The sequence below is a fragment of the Proteiniphilum sp. genome, assembly GCF_040307845.1.
Taxonomy (GTDB): domain Bacteria; phylum Bacteroidota; class Bacteroidia; order Bacteroidales; family Dysgonomonadaceae; genus Proteiniphilum.
The window spans coordinates 1-18,548 of sequence record NZ_JAWRIS010000029.1 but is presented as its reverse complement, the minus strand read 5'-3'; the positions used below and the strand labels follow the sequence as shown (position 1 = coordinate 18,548).

The 18,548-nt window shown below is 40.8% G+C and carries 15 protein-coding genes and 2 pseudogenes; 13 read left to right on the top strand and 4 right to left on the bottom strand.

Annotation, left to right across the window (positions count from 1 at the left end):
• Nucleotides 1–81: 81 nt before the first annotated feature.
• On the top strand, nt 82–1,293 hold the full coding sequence (gene uxuA / locus ABV001_RS07310; RefSeq protein ID WP_352422186.1) for a mannonate dehydratase: 1,212 nt from the start codon (nt 82–84) through the stop codon (nt 1,291–1,293).
• A 46-nt stretch (nt 1,294–1,339) separates the two neighbouring features.
• Nucleotides 1,340–2,158, top strand: a complete 819-nt coding sequence (locus ABV001_RS07305) for an SDR family oxidoreductase (protein WP_352422185.1) — start codon at nt 1,340–1,342, stop codon at nt 2,156–2,158.
• A gap of 233 nt (nt 2,159–2,391) precedes the next feature.
• Here ABV001_RS07305 and ABV001_RS07300 read toward each other — a convergent pair whose 3' ends face one another.
• Both ABV001_RS07300 and ABV001_RS07295 read right to left on the bottom strand, forming a co-directional pair.
• Nucleotides 2,392–2,730 carry a cupin domain-containing protein gene (locus tag ABV001_RS07300; protein ID WP_352422184.1) on the bottom strand — a complete coding sequence of 113 codons (339 nt, stop codon included), beginning with the start codon at nt 2,728–2,730 and terminating at the stop codon, nt 2,392–2,394.
• A gap of 611 nt (nt 2,731–3,341) precedes the next feature.
• Nucleotides 3,342–3,785 carry a helix-turn-helix domain-containing protein gene (locus ABV001_RS07295; RefSeq protein ID WP_352422183.1) on the bottom strand — a complete coding sequence of 148 codons (444 nt, stop codon included), beginning with the start codon at nt 3,783–3,785 and terminating at the stop codon, nt 3,342–3,344.
• 721 nt (nt 3,786–4,506) lie between these two features.
• On the opposite strand from ABV001_RS07295, the gene ABV001_RS07290 reads away from it, so the two are divergent.
• From ABV001_RS07290 to ABV001_RS07275, 4 genes are read left to right on the top strand one after another with little or no spacing between them, the layout of a single operon-like run.
• Nucleotides 4,507–5,883: an IPT/TIG domain-containing protein gene (locus tag ABV001_RS07290; RefSeq protein ID WP_352422182.1), complete on the top strand. Its 1,377-nt coding sequence runs from the start codon at nt 4,507–4,509 to the stop codon at nt 5,881–5,883.
• 19 nt (nt 5,884–5,902) lie between these two features.
• On the top strand, nt 5,903–8,992 hold the full coding sequence (locus tag ABV001_RS07285; protein ID WP_352422181.1) for a SusC/RagA family TonB-linked outer membrane protein: 3,090 nt from the start codon (nt 5,903–5,905) through the stop codon (nt 8,990–8,992).
• An 11-nt stretch (nt 8,993–9,003) separates the two neighbouring features.
• A complete protein-coding gene (locus tag ABV001_RS07280; RefSeq protein WP_352422180.1) occupies nt 9,004–10,971 on the top strand; it encodes a RagB/SusD family nutrient uptake outer membrane protein in 1,968 nt (655 codons plus the stop codon).
• A 20-nt stretch (nt 10,972–10,991) separates the two neighbouring features.
• Entirely contained in the window at nt 10,992–11,903 is a 912-nt protein-coding gene (locus ABV001_RS07275; protein WP_352422179.1) for a BT_3987 domain-containing protein, read from the top strand.
• Between the two features lie 247 nt (nt 11,904–12,150).
• Here ABV001_RS07275 and ABV001_RS07270 read toward each other — a convergent pair whose 3' ends face one another.
• Nucleotides 12,151–12,438, bottom strand: a complete 288-nt coding sequence (locus ABV001_RS07270) for a peptidase associated/transthyretin-like domain-containing protein (RefSeq protein ID WP_352422178.1) — start codon at nt 12,436–12,438, stop codon at nt 12,151–12,153.
• Nucleotides 12,439–12,587: 149 nt separating this feature from the next.
• Here ABV001_RS07270 and ABV001_RS07265 point away from each other — a divergent pair, with 149 nt between their 5' ends.
• From ABV001_RS07265 to ABV001_RS07235, 7 genes and pseudogenes are all read left to right on the top strand, one after another.
• Nucleotides 12,588–13,496, top strand: coding sequence for a phosphatase PAP2 family protein (locus tag ABV001_RS07265; RefSeq protein WP_352422177.1), 909 nt, complete (start codon nt 12,588–12,590; stop codon nt 13,494–13,496).
• A gap of 48 nt (nt 13,497–13,544) precedes the next feature.
• Nucleotides 13,545–13,856 carry a DUF3108 domain-containing protein gene (locus tag ABV001_RS07260; RefSeq protein WP_352422176.1) on the top strand — a complete coding sequence of 104 codons (312 nt, stop codon included), beginning with the start codon at nt 13,545–13,547 and terminating at the stop codon, nt 13,854–13,856.
• Between the two features lie 93 nt (nt 13,857–13,949).
• Nucleotides 13,950–14,645: a phosphatase PAP2 family protein gene (locus ABV001_RS07255; protein WP_352422175.1), complete on the top strand. Its 696-nt coding sequence runs from the start codon at nt 13,950–13,952 to the stop codon at nt 14,643–14,645.
• Nucleotides 14,646–14,709: 64 nt separating this feature from the next.
• Nucleotides 14,710–14,856, top strand: a pseudogene (locus tag ABV001_RS07250) (Arm DNA-binding domain-containing protein); the annotation flags it as partial.
• Nucleotides 14,857–15,519: 663 nt separating this feature from the next.
• Nucleotides 15,520–16,674, top strand: a pseudogene (locus tag ABV001_RS07245) (site-specific integrase); the annotation flags it as partial.
• Between the two features lie 43 nt (nt 16,675–16,717).
• Complete coding sequence (locus ABV001_RS07240; RefSeq protein WP_352422174.1) at nt 16,718–17,845, top strand: PDDEXK nuclease domain-containing protein; 1,128 nt, start codon at nt 16,718–16,720, stop codon at nt 17,843–17,845.
• Nucleotides 17,838–17,969, top strand: a complete 132-nt coding sequence (locus ABV001_RS07235; RefSeq protein ID WP_352422173.1) for a hypothetical protein — start codon at nt 17,838–17,840, stop codon at nt 17,967–17,969. Before ABV001_RS07240 ends, ABV001_RS07235 begins: the two co-directional genes overlap by 8 nt.
• 3 nt (nt 17,970–17,972) lie before the next feature.
• On the opposite strand, the gene ABV001_RS07230 is transcribed toward ABV001_RS07235, so the two are convergent.
• The gene (locus ABV001_RS07230; RefSeq protein WP_352422172.1) at nt 17,973–18,320 is read right to left on the bottom strand and encodes a hypothetical protein; all 348 of its coding nucleotides are present in this window, start codon (nt 18,318–18,320) and stop codon (nt 17,973–17,975) included.
• Nucleotides 18,321–18,548: the final 228 nt, after the last annotated feature.

Sequence of the window (18,548 nt, the reverse complement as noted above, 5' to 3'; positions counted from 1 at the left end):
AATTTGGCACGGATGAATTATTGTAAATACTTTTGTATACTGGGAATCCATTTATATTCAAAGAAGTAAAATATAGGAATTATGTTATTGGAGAAGACATGGAGATGGTTTGGCACGAATGATACAATTGGTTTGTCCGATTTAAAACAGATCGGTATAGAAGGTATCGTCACATCTTTACATCATATAAAACCGGGAGTTGTATGGCATGTGGATGATATCCTGCCGGTAAAAAAAATGATTGAACACGAAGGTCTCAGATGGAGTGTTGTGGAGAGTCTTCCTGTCTCTGACGACATAAAACTGGGAACCGGCAATAGGGATAAGCATATAGAAAACTACAAAACTTCCCTGATTAATCTGGCCCAATGTGGGGTCAAAACAATCTGCTATAATTTCATGCCGGTATTGGATTGGGTAAGGACAGACCTCCATTATAGGGACAACGACGGCACCGAAACGATGCTTTTTGATTATCATACCTTTGCGGCTTTCGACCTGTTTATATTAAAGAGAGAGGATGCAGCCGGTGATTATCCGGAAAATATTATCCGGAAAGCAAACGAAATATACCAATCCATGAACGATGAGGAGAAAGAAGAGCTTGCCTACAATATCATCATTGTAACACAGGGTTTTATCAATAGTGCCGTTGAAGACACAAACGATTATAAAGAGTGGTTTCTTCGCGCGATAGAACTATACAAAGAATTGGGTACAGGCAAGTTCAGGGAAAATCTTTCCTTCTTCCTGAAAGAAGTGGTACCCGTTGCCGAAACCCATGGGATACGATTATGTATCCACCCTGACGACCCACCCTTCCCTTTGTTAGGATTACCCCGCATTGCCAGTACGATAGAAGACTTTGAGCAGATATTCTCATATCACGACTCCCCCGCCAACGGGCTTACTTTTTGTACCGGGTCTTTAGCGGCTGGAAAGGACAATGACTTACTTCAGTTTATCGAAAAATTCGCAGACCGGATTCATTTTGCACATCTCCGGAATCTGAGATTTTTAAATAACCATAGTTTTTATGAGTCGGGACATCTGGATGGAGATATTGATATGTATCCGATTGTAAAATTATTATTGAGAGAACAATACAGGCGGAAAAATGAAGGACGTGACGACATAAGAATCCCGTTCAGACCCGATCATGGCAAAAAAATGCTGGATGACTTCCGCAGAAAATCGAATCCCGGTTATCCGTTGATCGGACGGATGAAAGGACTCTCAGAAATCAGAGGACTGGAAACAGCCATAGAGCGGATTTTGAAAGATGCCGACTAACGACATGAAACAATATATTTAACAAAATCAGGAAATAAAACAGAAAATGGGAACAAACATGTTTGACATATCCGGCAAAGTAGCTGTGGTTACAGGGGCGAGCGGTGTATTAGGTGGAAGTATAGCTGAGTCACTGATGAAAGCAGGCGTAAAAGTCGCGGCAATGGGGAAAACAAAACAAAACGTAGAAGACAGGTTGAAACTACTGCAAAAAATACATCCGGAAGCCATTGGTTTAACTTGTAACATGCTCGATAAGGCTGCCTTGACAGAGGCAAAAAAAGAGATCTTAAGCAAATGGGGCAGAATAGATATTTTAATTAATTGTGCCGGAGGAAATACGCAAGGCGCAACCTTAACAGACGATCACTCCATCTTTGACATGAAACTCGATAGTTGGGATGAAGTTGTAAATCTGAATATAAATGGGACAGTGTATCCATCTTTAATTTTTGGAAAAGTGATGGCGGAACAAAATGAAGGAGTTATTATCAATATATCTTCAATGGCTGCCTACTTGTCAATCACGCGAGTTCCCGGATATTCTGCCGCAAAAACGGCAATCAACAATTTCACCCAATGGCTGGCAATGGAAATGGCCTTGAATTTCAGTGATAAAATCAGGGTCAATGCTATTGCCCCAGGTTTTTTTATAGGTAATCAAAACAGAAATATATTGATTAATCCGGATGGCAGTTTGACAGAACGAAGCAAAAAGGTCATAGCAAAAACACCCATGAAACGTTTCGGGGATATCACGGAATTAAATGGAGCGGTACAATTCCTATGTTCAGAGGCCGCAAGCTTTATTACAGGAGCAATAATTCCGATTGATGGCGGTTTTAGCAGTTATAGTGGAGTATAAAAAGTATAACTCCCTATTTTATTGCAAATATCATACATTTACAGGCAAAGATAATATTTTCTTTTAACTAAATAGTAAGGTACATTTGTAATGTAAATCTTAATTGAATTTAATAAGGTTGGAAGAATTTTATACTGTTTCCGTATTTAATCCAGCCCTACCTACTATATGGTTGCATAGGGCTGGTATTATTATTTTCAGAATGCTTATTAAATAGCGTGGGGTCCATATTTTTAAATAAAATCTTCCCGCATCGGACTGAATGCATCTATTAATATCCCCGGTTCAATACATTTCGTACTGTGCACTACATTCGGGGGAATATATATTCCATCCCCTTGCTTGACCTTTTTTGTGATCCCATCCACGGTGAATTCAAAAACTCCACTTGCCACATAGGTACTCTGGCTATGATAATGAAAATGTTCTGAACCTACAGCTCCTTTTTCAAATTCTACCTTTACAAGCATAATTTGATTGTCAAATCCCAAGATTTGCCTTCGCACCCCGGCACCGGCCTGGCACCACGAAATTTCATCCTTATATAAAAATAAATCACTGCAAGTTTTCATAAAAAACAATTGTATTTGATAATTAGCACCTTCTTCCGTCAATATCCTGAAAATCAACTTTAAATTCCCGATTATCAGAAAAGGTAATAGTCGCCCCTACTATACTATAATTATCTGTAACTTCCTCTACATTCATATATTTTATCAGATTCAATCCCAGTTCACGTTACAGCCATACATTGATATTTCAATGCAAAGATAAGGAAATAGAATAGATGATAAAAAATAGTCATTCGTACTATTACGAATGAAAAGTACTTATATATGAAGTTTTTGGGACGGATGATTTTTAATTTCGGGGATTGTTTGTTCTATAAGTTCATCATCAGCGGGTTTTGACAATATTTTATCCAGTTGCGACAGCAATAAGAGTATGGCCTGTTCTTGGCCGTACCTATTCCGGTGCAACTCTATACCAACTCCATATCATCCTCATACCATCCCTATAAATTGATAGAGTTGCTCCCGCAAATTATAAGCTTAAGTCTTTATTTATTACAGAAATTTGTTGTCATTGCACCAAATACAACCAAAAACGAATCATCATGGGGACAATACAAAGCGCCTGCCGCACCTTGATCGGCAAACCCTATGAATTATAGTTCCGGCAATTATTCCTTTTCCTTCAGCAACTTCTCCAAAAGTGCGTTTTTTTCTTTCTCCAACTCAACAATACGTTCGTAGAGGGCAGTTTTTTCTTTACTCAATGCGAGAATTTGTTCGATCGGATTATACGTGTTGCTAAAATTTTCATTATCATTTGTGATCGCTATATTGCTCACGCTTCCATTTTCAAATGTATTGTTTTCAATAATGAAAGTTACCGGGTCTTCCTCCAGTTCCTTGATCAGTTCGGGAGCTACGTTCAGGGCTTTGGCAAACCGTTCGATCACATCGTCGCTGAGCACTTTCCTCTGTTCGTAAGTGGAAATCAACGCCTGACTTAACCCCATCTCGGAGGCCAGGGCTTCCTGTTTTTTCCCCAGCGTATGCCGGAAACGTTTGACGGCGTGCCCGTGATGCGTGTTTCTTGATGTGTGTTCTTTTGTTTCCATATATCTCTGGATATTATTTTGTTACTGCAAATATACAAAAAATAGGACACATTGATAACTATCAACGCAAAAATGATAAGTATCAATGTACTTCGTAGCGGATGTTTCATAGAATCTCACTTCCTTTGAATGATTAATTAATTATAGTTAAATTTAAAGAAACATAGTGTCATGGACCCATAACAGTATTTAAAATGAATTATTATCTTTGTACCGTAAAACACGGTACGAAGTAATATAGCGCTTTTTTGGTCTTTGTAACGAATCCGCAAAATTCAAACCAGGAGACCAAAGAATGGAAGCGCCCTTAGCAATAAGGGCGTGGACATTGTTTTATTCTCCTGGAAAGGCCCTTGCGGAGCCTGTTACAAAGAATAGCGACAATCGTCCGCGCCTCTTTTTTATATCCCATGTATATATCATATTCTAATTGAATAAAATTCCGCTATCGGCCGTTTTATTTATTGATCAAGGATTAATATTCCGCACGCACGATTGCCCGTTAACCGTACCGGGTTTCAGTTCTCTGCAAACTCTTTTCCTCTCTCAACCGGCATTGGCCGGAAATACCAATTTATTTTTTCATACATACCAACAGGGTTCTTGCCATTTGCAACGGTGTAATATGTAGATATCCACGGTATATAGAGAACAAGTATGCCTAACAATCAACAAATTACACTGAATAAACCTGAGAAGTTTACTCTAAAACAAATGAAAAATGAAAAGTAAAAAGTTTGAATTTTTGTTACCAATTCTATTTTCAGGATTACTCGTCTTTGTCCATAGCTGCAAGGACGAAACGTATGTTTATCAGCAGGATTCGGATAAAGGTACACCTTTCAATCCCAACCTGCCTGTGGAAATTACCGGATTTATGCCTGATTCGGGCAAAATCGCGGAAAAAGTCGTTATTAACGGATCAAATTTCGGGAATATCGCCAGTGAAGTCAGAGTCTTTTTTAATGATGGATATTCGGATAAAGAAGCATCTGTCATTAGTGTCAACGGTAGTTCTATTTATTGCCTGGCACCCAGATTATCGGGTGGAGACAACCAAATAAAAGTAATCGTGTCGGAAAGTACCGAAACGGTTGCTCCCAAGACCTTTCATTATACCGCCTCCGCGTATGTGTCTTGGGTTGCGGGTATCGGTTTGCGGGACGGTACTGGCGCTTTTTATCAGGACGGGACATTGGCTGAATCCCATTTTCATAAAATAATGGGAATTGTAGCGCTTGGCGATGACCAGATCATGACCTTCGGATCATATGAGTCAATGGCGAATAAGGTCCGCTTTATCTCGGTGAATGATAACAGGGTTATCACCCTGCAAGACGGGGTTTATCTGGGAAAGCCCGCTATCAATGAAGATAAAACTGCGGTATATGCGACGACCTTGAATCCCACCCATACTGTTTACGAATACAGGAAAGATAATGGCTGGATGCCTTACAGGATAGGTGAAATTCCGGAGAGGGGATCGGGTTATGATCATATCCAGAGCATGGTAATGATGGATAAAGAGCATGATCCGGCACAGGAATGGCTCTATTTTTGCCATAAAAGCGGTTATTTCGGGCGTTTTAACATCAATACACAACAAACCGAAGACCTGGGTGAGAACCTTTTTGACCAGGCAGACTATGTCGGTTATCTGGTATATGACAAGTTTAATAACTGTTTCTATCTTTCCCACCACACCAAATATTGCATTTATAAGATCAGTAAGACGGGAGCAACGTGGACAGACGGTGTACGGTCGGATATCTACGCAGGTTCCCCCAACCAGAGTGCCGTTGTGGATGGAAGCCTGGCAGATGCGCGCTTTAGGGATCCGAGAGGAATGTGTATGGACGACGATGGGAACCTCTATATTTGCGAGTTCAACAACTCGAATGTGATCAGGAAGATTTCCGCTTTGGATGGTTACGTATCCACCGTTGCAGGAACCCTGAATGTAGAATCGCCGCAAACGAACGGTGATCCGGCAGAAGCGATATTTCTTGATCCGCGCGACATTTCCTATGACGGAAACGGTAATTTCTTTATCGCGGAATGGTGGGAAGCTACCATCAGGAGATATGCAGTTCAATAACCCTCTAAGATTAAAAAACATGAAGAAAACATTTTTTATATTGGTTATAATGACACTGTCGTTCAGTTCGTTTGCACAGACCGGGACAGTGAATGTGGCAGGAACCATCATGGATGAACAGGGAGAAACGCTGATTGGAGTATCCGTACAGGTTAAAGGTACCGGAACCGGCGTCGTTACCGATTATGAAGGGAGGTTCCGGATCGAGAATGTTCCCGCCGGGAGTACTTTAGTCTATTCCTACCTGGGATATAAATCACTTGAAATTGCATACACGTCGAGTCAGGAAAGGGTAAGGATCGGGATGACGCCCGATGTGAGTGAATTGGAGGAAGTCGTGGTAACAGGACGGGGCAGCCAGCGCAAGGTCTCGGTAGTAGGAGCCATTACCAGCATACAACCGGACGAATTGCAGGTGCCGGCCACTTCCGTTGCCAATATGCTGGGCGGACGTGTTCCCGGGATTATTTCGGTGACTCGTACCGGAGAGCCGGGAAATGATTTCTCCGAATTTTGGATACGGGGTATCAGCACTTTCGGCGCCAATCAAAGTGCATTGGTGCTGATTGACGGTATTGAGGGTAGTCTTAACGACCTCGACCCGGCCGACATCGAAAGCTTCTCCGTGCTGAAGGATGCCTCGGCAACAGCTGTTTACGGTGTCAGGGGAGCCAATGGCGTTGTGGTTGTAACCACCAAGAGAGGGAAAGCAGGAAAAATGCGGATCAACTTCAAATCCAATTCTACCTATTCCTATTCGCCCCGTATGCCGGAGTACGCCAACGCCTATCAATATGCCTTGTTGGCTAATGAGGCCAGGATCGTAAGAGGAAATAATGCGCTGTACACACCAACTGAACTGGAACTGTACCGGACAGGACTTGATCCCGACTTATATCCGGATGTGAGCTGGAGGGATGTCATTTTAAAAGACCATGTCTGGAATACCCAGCACCACCTGAGTTTATCAGGTGGAGGGGAAGCGGCGCGTTATTATGTCAGTTTGGGAATTCTCAACAATGAAGCTTTATTCAAGCAGGATGCCTCTTCTCCTTTTAGTGCCAATGTGGACTATCGCAAATATAATTTCCGGGCGAACGTGGATGCCAATGTAACCCGTTCAACCACCCTTTCACTCAATATGGAGACCGTTTTCGTTTCACAAAACGCTCCCGGATTTGGGGATGATAACAATGCCCTTTGGACAGCCCAGGCCAATTTGCCCCCCAATATCGTACCTGTTCGTTATTCCAACGGCCTATTGCCGGCTTATGGTGTAAATGCAGACCAAATGTCCCCCTATGTGCAACTGAACTATACCGGCTACAAAGCGATAGAGCGTTATACGACAAAAACGAATCTGACGCTAAATCAGGATCTGGGCATGTTTGTCGAAGGACTATCCGTACAAGGGCTTTTTTCATTGACTGCAAACGGTTCACATACCGTTCTGAATTCAATGACACCCGATTTGTATTTTGCCAACCCGAAGACGGGACGCAACAACGACGGTTCGCTTCTGACCGAAAGAAAAGTGACCAAACAAGATTTGACATCGGTACAGTTATCTTCTTCCGACAGGCAATATTATTTTGAAGGGCAGGTAAATTATAATCGTGTTTTTAACGTAGATCATCGCGTTACGGGCTTAATCCACGCTTATCGCCAGGATGCGAAAAACAGCGGATGGGGCGATGGAATTTTTGTAACCATTCCTCAACGCTATCAGGCTTATTCCGGTAGGGCCACTTATTCATATAAAGACACCTATATGATAGAAGGTAACATTGGATATACCGGTTCGGAAAATTTTAATAAAGACAGGCGTTACGGCACGTTCCCTTCCATTGCATTGGGATGGGTCCCGACACAATATCAATTGATTAACGAAAAATTACCTTTTCTCAATTATCTTAAATTTCGCGGTTCTTACGGACAGGTGGGTAACGACCGTCTGGTAGATAATAATGGGAACAAAGTCCGCTTTCCTTACCTTACCATCGTAGAGGGTATCAATTCCGGCATCTGGGGAGGAACCGCTATTGGAGAAACCCAGATCGGAGCCGTAAATATGGAATGGGAAACGACGACGAAACTGGATTTGGGGATTGACGGCAAATTGTTCAATAACAAAATTGATTTCACCGTGGATTTTTATCGTAACAAGACCACCGGAATTTTCCAGAAACGTGAAAGTATTCCTCTTGAATCGGGGTTGAATGCAACGCTTCCTTATGCAAACATCGGATCCATGAAAGCATGGGGTGTGGACGGGAATGCTTCTTACACGCAGGAAATAAATAAAGATATGAGTTTTATCGTTCGGGGAAATTTAACGTTAGCGCGTAACGAAGTGGATTACTGGGAACAATCGGGGGTAAATTATCCTTACCAGTCCTACAGCGGCGTTCCGTATGGTGTGTTGCGCGGTCTGATCGCAGAAGGTTTGTTTAGGGATGAAGAGGATATCATCAGCAGTCCTAAACAGACATACATGGAAAATGTATTGCCGGGCGATATCAAGTATAAGGATGTAAATGGCGACGGGGTGATAGACGATGATGACATTGTGCCTCTCTCATATTCGAATATACCCCAGATTCAATATGGCTTTGCACTGGAATTCAACTATAAGAATTTCCGTATCAGTACCCTGTTTGAAGGAGTGGAAGATGTGCAGTATTTTTTCGGCGGAAACGGTTATTATCCTTTTTCAGGAGGTTCTACGGGGAACCTGTTGGCAATTGTTACTGATCAGGCAAACCGATGGACACCGGAGTCCCATTCGGGTAATCCCGCTACGGAAAACCCGAATGCCCGGTTTCCCCGCTTGACTTACGGGGAAAACCTGAACAACAATCGTGCCTCCACTTTTTGGTTGGCTGACGGAAGTTATCTCCGTATAAAAAATGTGGAATTGTCCTATGATTTACCCCGGAAATGGATGCGACAATCAAAAGTTTTTGAATCGGTTACATTGAGCCTGATGGGGGAAAATCTGCATGTGTGGGACAAAGTGAAGCTCTGGGATCCGGCACAGGCATCTGATAATGGTGCTGTCTACCCGTTACAACGGAAATATACGATTCAATTATATGCAACTTTCTAAAATAGAACACAATGAAAAAAACAAGACAAAATATCAATAGAATAATGCTGCTCTTGGGTACCTTTATACTGTGTACCATGCAGTTTTCATGTGCGGATTTTCTTGATGTGGATGATTATTTCAGGAATACAACCCAGCTCGATTCTATCTTTCAGCGCAAAGAACTAGTGGACCAGTATATCAGAGGAGCCGCCAGTTATCTCCCCAACGAGGGGAATTTGTGGACAAATGCTCCTAATCCGTTCCAGGGTGCATCGGACGAGAATTTCACCTCGTTTAATGACGGCAGGCATGCCGCTATCAAGTTTCTGCTTGACGAGATTACGGCGTTTAATAATGAATTTAATAACTATGCCAATTATTACACGGGTATCCGGAAAGCATCCATCGTTTTACAGCGAATAAATGAAGTTCAGGATATTTCCGACCTGGACAGGCGGGATTTTATGGGCAGGTGTTATTTCTTGCGGGGCTATTATTACTATCAGTTACTCCTGCAATATGGCCCCGTGCCTATCATGCCCGACCAGGCGATAGCCGTGGATGCTTCTGTGGAAGAAATGTCGAAGGAAAGAGGTACTTACGACGAATGCATAGAACATATTTGTGAGAATATGAAAATGGCCTCCGACCTCTTATATTCCGAAAGGGCTTCCGACGAAATAAGCATTCCGACGAAAGGCGCTGCATTGGCCGTAATCTCACGTGTCCGGTTATACTCCGCCAGTCCCTGGTTCAACGGCGGAAGCGGCGGATTATATGCGGATTGGAAACGAAAAAGCGACGGTGCCCACTTTATCAGCCAGAACGTCGATAATGAGAAATGGGGAAAAGCAGCAGTAGCTGCCAAACGGATCATTGACCTGGGATTGTATGAACTCTACATATCCCCCAGGAAAAGCGACACGAAAGCACTGCCGGAGGTGGTGATGAACACGTTCAATACCCGTCCTATCGGGCAATTCAATCCGGGTGTCATAGATCCTTTCCGCTCTTATTCCGAGGTATTCAGCGGGGATGTTTCCGTTTCCATGAACGACGAGATCATTTATTCATGCAGGCCGACCCAGAGCGGTAAAGATTCGCCGGCGGGTATTGCCATGCCTGCACTGATGGGTGGGATGAATGGATTGAACCTGACTCAGGATGTAGCAGATGCTTTCTATATGGAAGACGGGGCATCGTATTCCCAACCCGACGCGGCACATGAAGCAATCGGGGTTGCAAAGAGTTTTTCGGGCTATACACTCTCGGGGAATGCGGCAAGAATGCACAACAATCGGGAAATGCGTTTTTATGTCACTATAGGATTTAACCACTGTATCTGGCCCAATGCTTCTTATACAGGTTCAAGCAACCTTAAAAATCTTGAAGTACAATATTATGCCGATGGGAATGCCGGCCCACCCGCCAATTTTGCTGTGGACTACAATCATTCAGGATATACACTGAAAAAATACGTGAATGCGGAAGATATTATCACAAACGGCTCCATTCGCCCGAAATCGTTTCCCATTTTCAGGTATGCTGAAATTCTGCTGAACTATGCCGAAGCACTGAATGAATTGGAAGGGAGTTACAGTGAAGATGGAGTCCAGGTAACAGGCAGGGATGAAAATGAAATTCTGGACGCATTCAATCAAATTCGTTACCGCGCAGGTTTACCCGGATTGACGACACTTCCGGATCAGACACAGATGCGCGATCTGATTAAAAAAGAACGGCGGATTGAATTTGTTTGCGAAGGTCACCGCTATCATGATCTGCGTCGTTGGGGAGATGCTTATACTGCCTACAACCGCCCCGTATTGGGTATGAATATCAAGGCAAGGAGAACTGAGCGCCAGGCATTCTATACAATTACGACATTGACTGACGATAAGGCACGAAGGTATTTTGATTATAAAAACTATTTTTATCCTATTCCCAAGACTGCTTTGGATAAAAATGACAAGTTAGTTCAAAACCCCGGATGGTAAACGCTTTAATATATAATCGTATGAAAAAAAATAAATTATGCATATTCTTTTCGATGCTGATTGCAATAACATTTTCGGCATGTGAAGCAGATGATCCAATGGCTTCGGAACAATATCGGAAAGAAATTTACATTGTTGGAGCATATAATAATGTTTTATCTTTCGATCTTCCTTATGGTGAGAATCAGGACGCTTTTATCTCCCTCGCAGTGAGCGGAACCTTGAAAATCGACCGTGATGTAAATATTACCCTTAAACACGATGACGATATCATTAGTTGGTATAATGATAAGTATATGCTTGATGCTCCGGTGAAATATCAGCAATTAGAACCCGGGGCCATTCATATTCCTTCATGGACAACTACCATCAAGGCTGGGGAGATCTATGCCCATTTGCCTTTTACTGTCAGTAGTACCGGGTTGCATTGCGATTCGCTTTATGCCGTCACTTTTGCGATAGAATCGGTTTCCGATTATATGAGATCGGGGAAAGATACAACGTTGATCTTAACATTAAATCTGACCAACGAATTCTCAGGCGTTTACCAGATGGAAGCGGCAAAAACGACGTTGGTAGAGGATGAAGAAGGTCAATGGAGTGAGATAGGTCTGCCTGTTCCGGTCGTTACTCTACGTACATTAACGGCGGTCTCAGCCGATACGGTGCGTTTCTTCCATGAAAAAGAGAAAGAAACATTGAGCGAGTATAGTAATTCCTGGAATCCGGGTGAAGATTATTTTAATGCGATAAATAATTTTTGTATTCAATTCGGGAAAGTTGCAGGTACAAATACTTTTACCGTGGAGCCCTGGGGGGTGATGGACATTATAGACGGAGAAGCGATATTCAGCAATAATATATTCACCTTCTGGTATGATTACATGCAGGGGACTACCCGCTATCGCATGAAAGGAACATTCAGGAAATAGGGATATTTTTGAGGAAGAACCCGGTTCCAAAGGTTCTGAATATCACTGAATATGGACGAATTTGCATTGTCAAATTCCTGAAATTTATCAATAATAAGGGTGCAATGTTCTTTCTTTGCAGGTATTTTTACCTGAAATCAAGCACAAAAAAGCCCTGATAATCAAATTTTACATATTGATTATCGGGGCTTTAATTACTTGACGGTATGAACGGGTGCCACACCCTATTTTGTTTTACCCATGATAATCAGCCAGTTACATTCTCACGTTTTTCTTGGGGGTACGAATCAGGAACGAAACCATACAATTTTCTGTAATTCAACATTTTAGCTCCAATTTTAACTCTTGCACCTTTATCGTCGGTTACCGTGCCGGTAATTATATCGTTTTCTCCTTCGGCAACTATTGATACAGTTACGTAAGGAATTGTCTCTTTGCCTTTTTCATCAATAACCTGTCCTGAAACAACTGTATTTTGTGCAAAACAATTCAAGGTAGCCAACCCCAAAATGACTACCAGTAATATTCTATTCATACTTCTGATTTTTTGAGCACAAAGTTGTCATAGGAATTTGTAGAAAAATTGAATGTAATCATATTAAATTTTCTCGTTGTCGTTAAAATTCAGAATTTCTGCTAAATCACCCCCTTTTTTTGTGTTTCATAACTTCTATCAATTAGCATATGAGATATTTATTTGTGGCTATATTGTTTTCATTAGCAACAGTTTTAGGCATTCATGCACAAAGTACAGATACAATAAAAGTGGTTTTGCCAACCTTACCCGTGATACTAAAAGATTCCCTGCATCCTTCATATAAAACAGTTAATCCGGTTATTTCTGATTTCCGGGAGAATGAAGATATGAAAAATCACTTTTATACAAATGAAAGTCCGATGACTTTTGAATTGGACAGGATACCCCGTAAAAAGAATATATTTAATTCATCCTATTCAAAATTTATCATTCCTACTGCCATGATTTCGTATGGAATCATGGCTCAAGGAAGTAAAAGGCTAAAAGAACTGGATTACAGTACCCACCATGAAATAACCGAGCATTATACAGCCCATATCAGGGTTGATGATTATATGCAATTTGCTCCTGCAGTTGCGGTTTATGGACTTGACTTTTGTGGAATAAAAGCAAAACATAATTTCAGGGACAGAACAATCGTCATGGCAACATCCTTCCTAATTATGTGTGCGACTGTACAAACCATGAAAAGTACCATCAATATAGAACGTCCCGATGGTTCAAATAATAACTCTTTCCCTTCCGGCCATACAGCAACTGCCTTTGTAGATGCTCATATCTTGTTTAAAGAGTATAGGGACACCTCGCCGTGGATTGGTGTGGCAGGATATACCGTTGCGGCGACTACGGGGACTTTACGGGTTATTAATAAAAAGCATTGGGTAAGTGATGTCGTTTCCGGAGCGGGAATAGGCATATTAAGTGCGGAACTGGGCTATCTGTTATTACCCGTATTTCATAACACGTTCGGGATAAAAGATAAAAAAAGCAGTTTAGTGATTGCACCAACTATTGGAGTAGATAATTACGGCGTTGGATTAGCATATACATTTTAATTATGAAAAAGAGAATTACAGATACTTTTTTGTTTTACAGTGTGTTTCATGTTCTGTATTCACTCTTTCGGATACAATGTATGGTTATATGAGCAAAAACTTGAACCGCTTGCTTATACGAAATACGCCCACGAGGGAGATGACCATACACAGGAATTTATAACCTACAGTTATCAGGCAGGCAAAACGAGTATACATGCCCAATTAATCCGAAATGTTAAACTACGGAATGATACTGTTATACCCACTTTGGGTTGCGTATATGATATGACGACAGTTGTTTATTACGCTCGCACGGTGGACTATTCAACCATGAAAAAAAGGGATGATACAGGTTGTCTGTTAATATCCATCCGGTAGTTACCATATGAATATTAAATCATAACATATAAAATTCAAAATATCTTCGAAATTACCCCTTTACATTTGTAAGTATTTTTTCCAAACAGTATTATGACAGATAAATTAATTCCCGGTGAAGAGAAATTGTTTTTTTTGATCAACGGTTCACATACTCATTTCTTGGACTCTGTGATGTGGAGTTTTTCTTCTATAAAAATATGGCTTCCTATCGGCATGTTGATAATACTGGGCATTGTGTATAAAAAATCATGGAAGCAATGGATTCCTGTATTATTGGCAATTACATTGCTTTTTGTTCTTTGCGATCAGTTTTCAAGTCATTTGATAAAACCGCTTGTTGCCCGGCCACGCCCAACTCATTATCCCGGAATTATGGAGCATGTCAGAACACTCTTTGGCTATACAGGAGGAAAGTATGGCTTTATTTCAGGGCATGCCACCAATAGTTTTGGATTTGCTATATTCTCGTCTCTGTTATTCAAAAATAAATTCTATACAAGCGTTGTGTTTTTATGGGCTTCCATAGTAGCTTATTCACGGATATACTTAGGTGTGCATTTTGTTTCTGATATACTTGGAGGAATGGTTTCGGGATTGTTGATTGGTTATCTGGTTTATAGTGCTTATAGGTACACATCAGAAAAAATAGCGGTAAAAAATGGCAGCTATACCATGACGGTATTTTCTCAAAAACAAACACGGTTATTAACGATACTTATCTTATTGTATATGATATTATTACCAATATTCAGCATATCTATTGAAACCTTAAACATATTGAAATGAATCGTACATCAAATTATCAGTTTACCATTGATAAATTGGCAAAGGTTGCATTTAGCTATATCTTTTGAAGAACGGAGTTACCATAGTGGAGAACGTGCCTATCCGTATGCGTGTAGTCTATAAACGACAGCGTGTCGAGTTTACAACCGGATACCGGATTGATGTAGCCAAATGGGATACAAATAAGCAGCGGGTTAAAAACGGATGCACAGGGATGTTTTTCCTATTTTCGTGCTTTACCGGGCTTCGACACAACGATTACAAAGCCATGCGACCTTATATTGATATCGCCGACGACATAAGAGCCAACTCAATGGATAAATTCAACCAAATATGATCAAAATGTTCCAAAATATCAGAATATTTTGATTTTTCCGAACGTTTTAATCAAATAATAAGTGAGAGACAGTACAAACATGCTGAACAATATAACAATACGAGAACTGCGCAAAAAAAGAGAATTATGCCGTAAAACTTTATCAAAAAATGGGATTTGAAGTTATAGACCAAGATAAAAAAGATTATTTAATGCTCTTAAAACTCCAATAATTCACAATGCAAACTCCTAACGAACATATCTCCTTACTCACCGACCTACTTCCCCGATACAGGCCAGTCAATATACTATATCAAGAGATCGTAGATAAGTCCGGTTTGAGTTTCGATGCGCAATGTGAAGGATAAAAAAGTCTAATAAAATCATCATTAGACGAAGTTCAAAGAGGGGAGGGACAGGTATTTCAAGCAATTCCCCAGAAACTCATAACACTGGAAAACAACCAATTAACACCTTTTTTTTATTGGACTTTTCTGTCAAAAAATCAAGTCCAACTTTTAGTCCAAGTGCCAACCCCTCAAAACGCGCTATTCTGCTTCGACGGGATATAACATCAAGCCTGACCATTGGGATGAAAAAAAACGATGGATAAAACGCGCATGTTCGCAATTTGACGATATTGATTCCGCTTTGACAAAGATAACTTCTAAGTTGGGTGAGATATTAACATACGCCAAAGATAATGGAATTGATCCGACTGTGGATTTTGTATTGTTGGGATTAGAAAAGAATCGGGGATACGAACAACGCTCCAACCGTGTAAATATGTTCGACACATTGGATTTATACATTGAAGAAAAGAAAAGCAAGGTATCTGCCGACCAAATAAAAGATTATAGATCGCTAAAAAAGCATTTGACAGCATTCAAAGAATGCTCCTCCCAACCCGTCACTTTTCGCAACCTGAACCTTAAATTCTACAAAGAGTTTATGGACTATCTCTTTTATAAGGCTGTGAAACCGGATGGAACAATCGGATTAGTAACCAATTCTGCAGGAAAAGTTGTTCGACTGTTGAAAGGGTTCGTAAATTACCAGGTTGCCAAAGGAACCATTCCTGCTGTTGACTTAAAAAATTTCAAAGTCGTTGAAGAAGAAACCGATGCTATATATTTGAACGAAAAGGAACTGGGAGCGATTTACAACTTAAATCTTTCTGACGATAAAGAATTGGAAGAAATCCGGGATATATTTATCGTAGGTTGCTTCACCGGATTACGATATAGTGATTTATCGACTCTAAGTCCCGAACATATTGATGCCACAAATGGCTATATCAATCTAAAACAAAGGAAAGTCCATAAGGCTGTCGTTATTCCGATGATTGATTATGTACCGGAGATTTTGAAAAAATACGACTACGATTTGCTGAAAATACCAAGCTATAAATTCAACGAACGCCTAAAAGAACTCGGCAAGAAAGCCAAGTTGAAACAGAAAACAGAGGTTGTCCGTAAGAAAGGAAATCTTAGGGTAAAAGAAGTTCACGAGAAATGGGAAATGATGTCCTCACATACTTGCCGGAGATCTTTCTGTACCAATATGTATCTCTCCGGCTTTCCGGCAGAGGAGCTTATGCGAATACCAGGACACAAAAGCCCTGCGGCGTTCATGAGATATATCAAAGTCGATAATATGCAGGCGGCGAACAGATTGAAAGCATTGAGAAACAGTCTGAATAAGCAATCGTAATCCGCAGGAATTCATTATCTTTACGCCATAATTCAAATCTCCAATGATAGTAAAACATCTAAATTTCGACCAATTAATTGATAATGTTTATCAAACACATTGTCAACTGCAATTGAACGCCAAAAAAGCAGTTAATATAAATCTAACTATCCGAAATTGGCTGGTTGGATATTATATTGTTGAGTTTGAACAAAATGGGGAAGACCGGGCGAAATATGGTACAAATTTGATTGGAGAACTGGCTTCAAAACTTAAAATGAAAGGTCTAAAAGGGTTTTCTGTCAGCGCATTAAAGAATCACAGAACCTTTTATCTGTTATATCCTCAAATAAGCCAATCAGTGATTAGCTTTTTAGGAGAAGAAAAAAGCCAGTCAGTGACTGGCGAATTACAAAAGCAGTTGCCAATTCCAATTCGAGGGTCACTGACTACCGAATTGCAAGAGTATCCGATTTCTTCCGAAACCCTCTTGTCACAATTGAGTTTTACTCATTTTATAGAATTGATAAAGTTTGATGACCCACTTGAACGCCTATTCTACGAAGTGGAAACGATAAAGAACAACTGGAGTGTTCGGGAACTGGAACGCGCTATCAATACTGATTTATATGTCCGAACCGGCTTATCTAAAAACAAGGAAGCGGTAATCGCTAAATTCAAAAATCAAAAACCGGCTCAAAATATAGATGTTATCCGTGACCCATATTTTTTGGAGTTTTTGGGGTTAGAAGAACGTTCGGAATACAGTGAATCAGAACTGGAACAAGCCATTTTAGACAATTTGCAGAAATTCTTGATAGAACTCGGCACCGGATTCTGTTATGAAGCCCGCCAAAAACGAATCACATTTGACAATACCCATTACCGCATCGATTTGGTTTTCTATCATCGTATTTTGAAAAGTCATATTCTGATTGACTTGAAAATTGGCAAATTCGATCATACCGATGCAGGACAGATGAATGTTTATCTGAATTATTATAAAGACAATGAAATGTCGGACGGAGATAATCCACCTATCGGACTTATCCTCTGTGGTAGCAAAGGCGAAGCTTTGGCAAAATACGCCACTTCCGGCATGGATAACCAACTGTTTGTTTCCAAATACTTAATTCAGTTACCGGATAAGAAAGTCTTGGAAAATTTTATCAGAAAGGAAATAGATGGGTAGTTTATATTATGTCGCCCCGCTTACATCTAACGGATTGCTGCTTGGCGTTCGGGCGGGAAATTCCTGCGGACTTTCCCGCCGTGAACGTCAAACCCGCCTGACGCCAAACCCTTGTTGGCAGTAGTTTTTATTTTATTCTGTTTAGGATTTCTTTCAATTTCGGTTCAACATTCAGTTGTTCAAATAGTTTTTCGGTTAATTTCAACGAATTTTCAAAAGATGAACAGATGTTTTCAGGTTGTAAGTCAGATGTTACTGTTTCGTATGCTGAATACCACGTTGAGTCAATATCCTTTTCAAGACTTTTGGTCGGACTTTCCCAATATTGCGTTTTGTCGATTGTTATTCTTATAAGCCAAAGTAAATACTTCTGAACATTCGACAAACTTTGATGAGCGTGAGCAAACTCGCCACGTTTAATCAGGTTGCTTGTTGTCAGTAAAACATTTAACAACGATTCACTTAACCACTGCAAATTCCGTTTTATCCTGACCCCTCATTCCGCAACAAGCTGACCCCTGTTCCGGGATCCTGCCCCCTCTGTAAAACTCCCCTGGACACACATTTTATTAAAGACTTGCAGGGGTCAACATGCCGGAATGTCCACCTCCTGCCGTTCCGGCATACTGACCCCGCCCGGGCGCCGAAGGTTTTCCCTTTTTGAGTTGTTTATGTTCCCAGAGTAAACATAAACGATAATCAA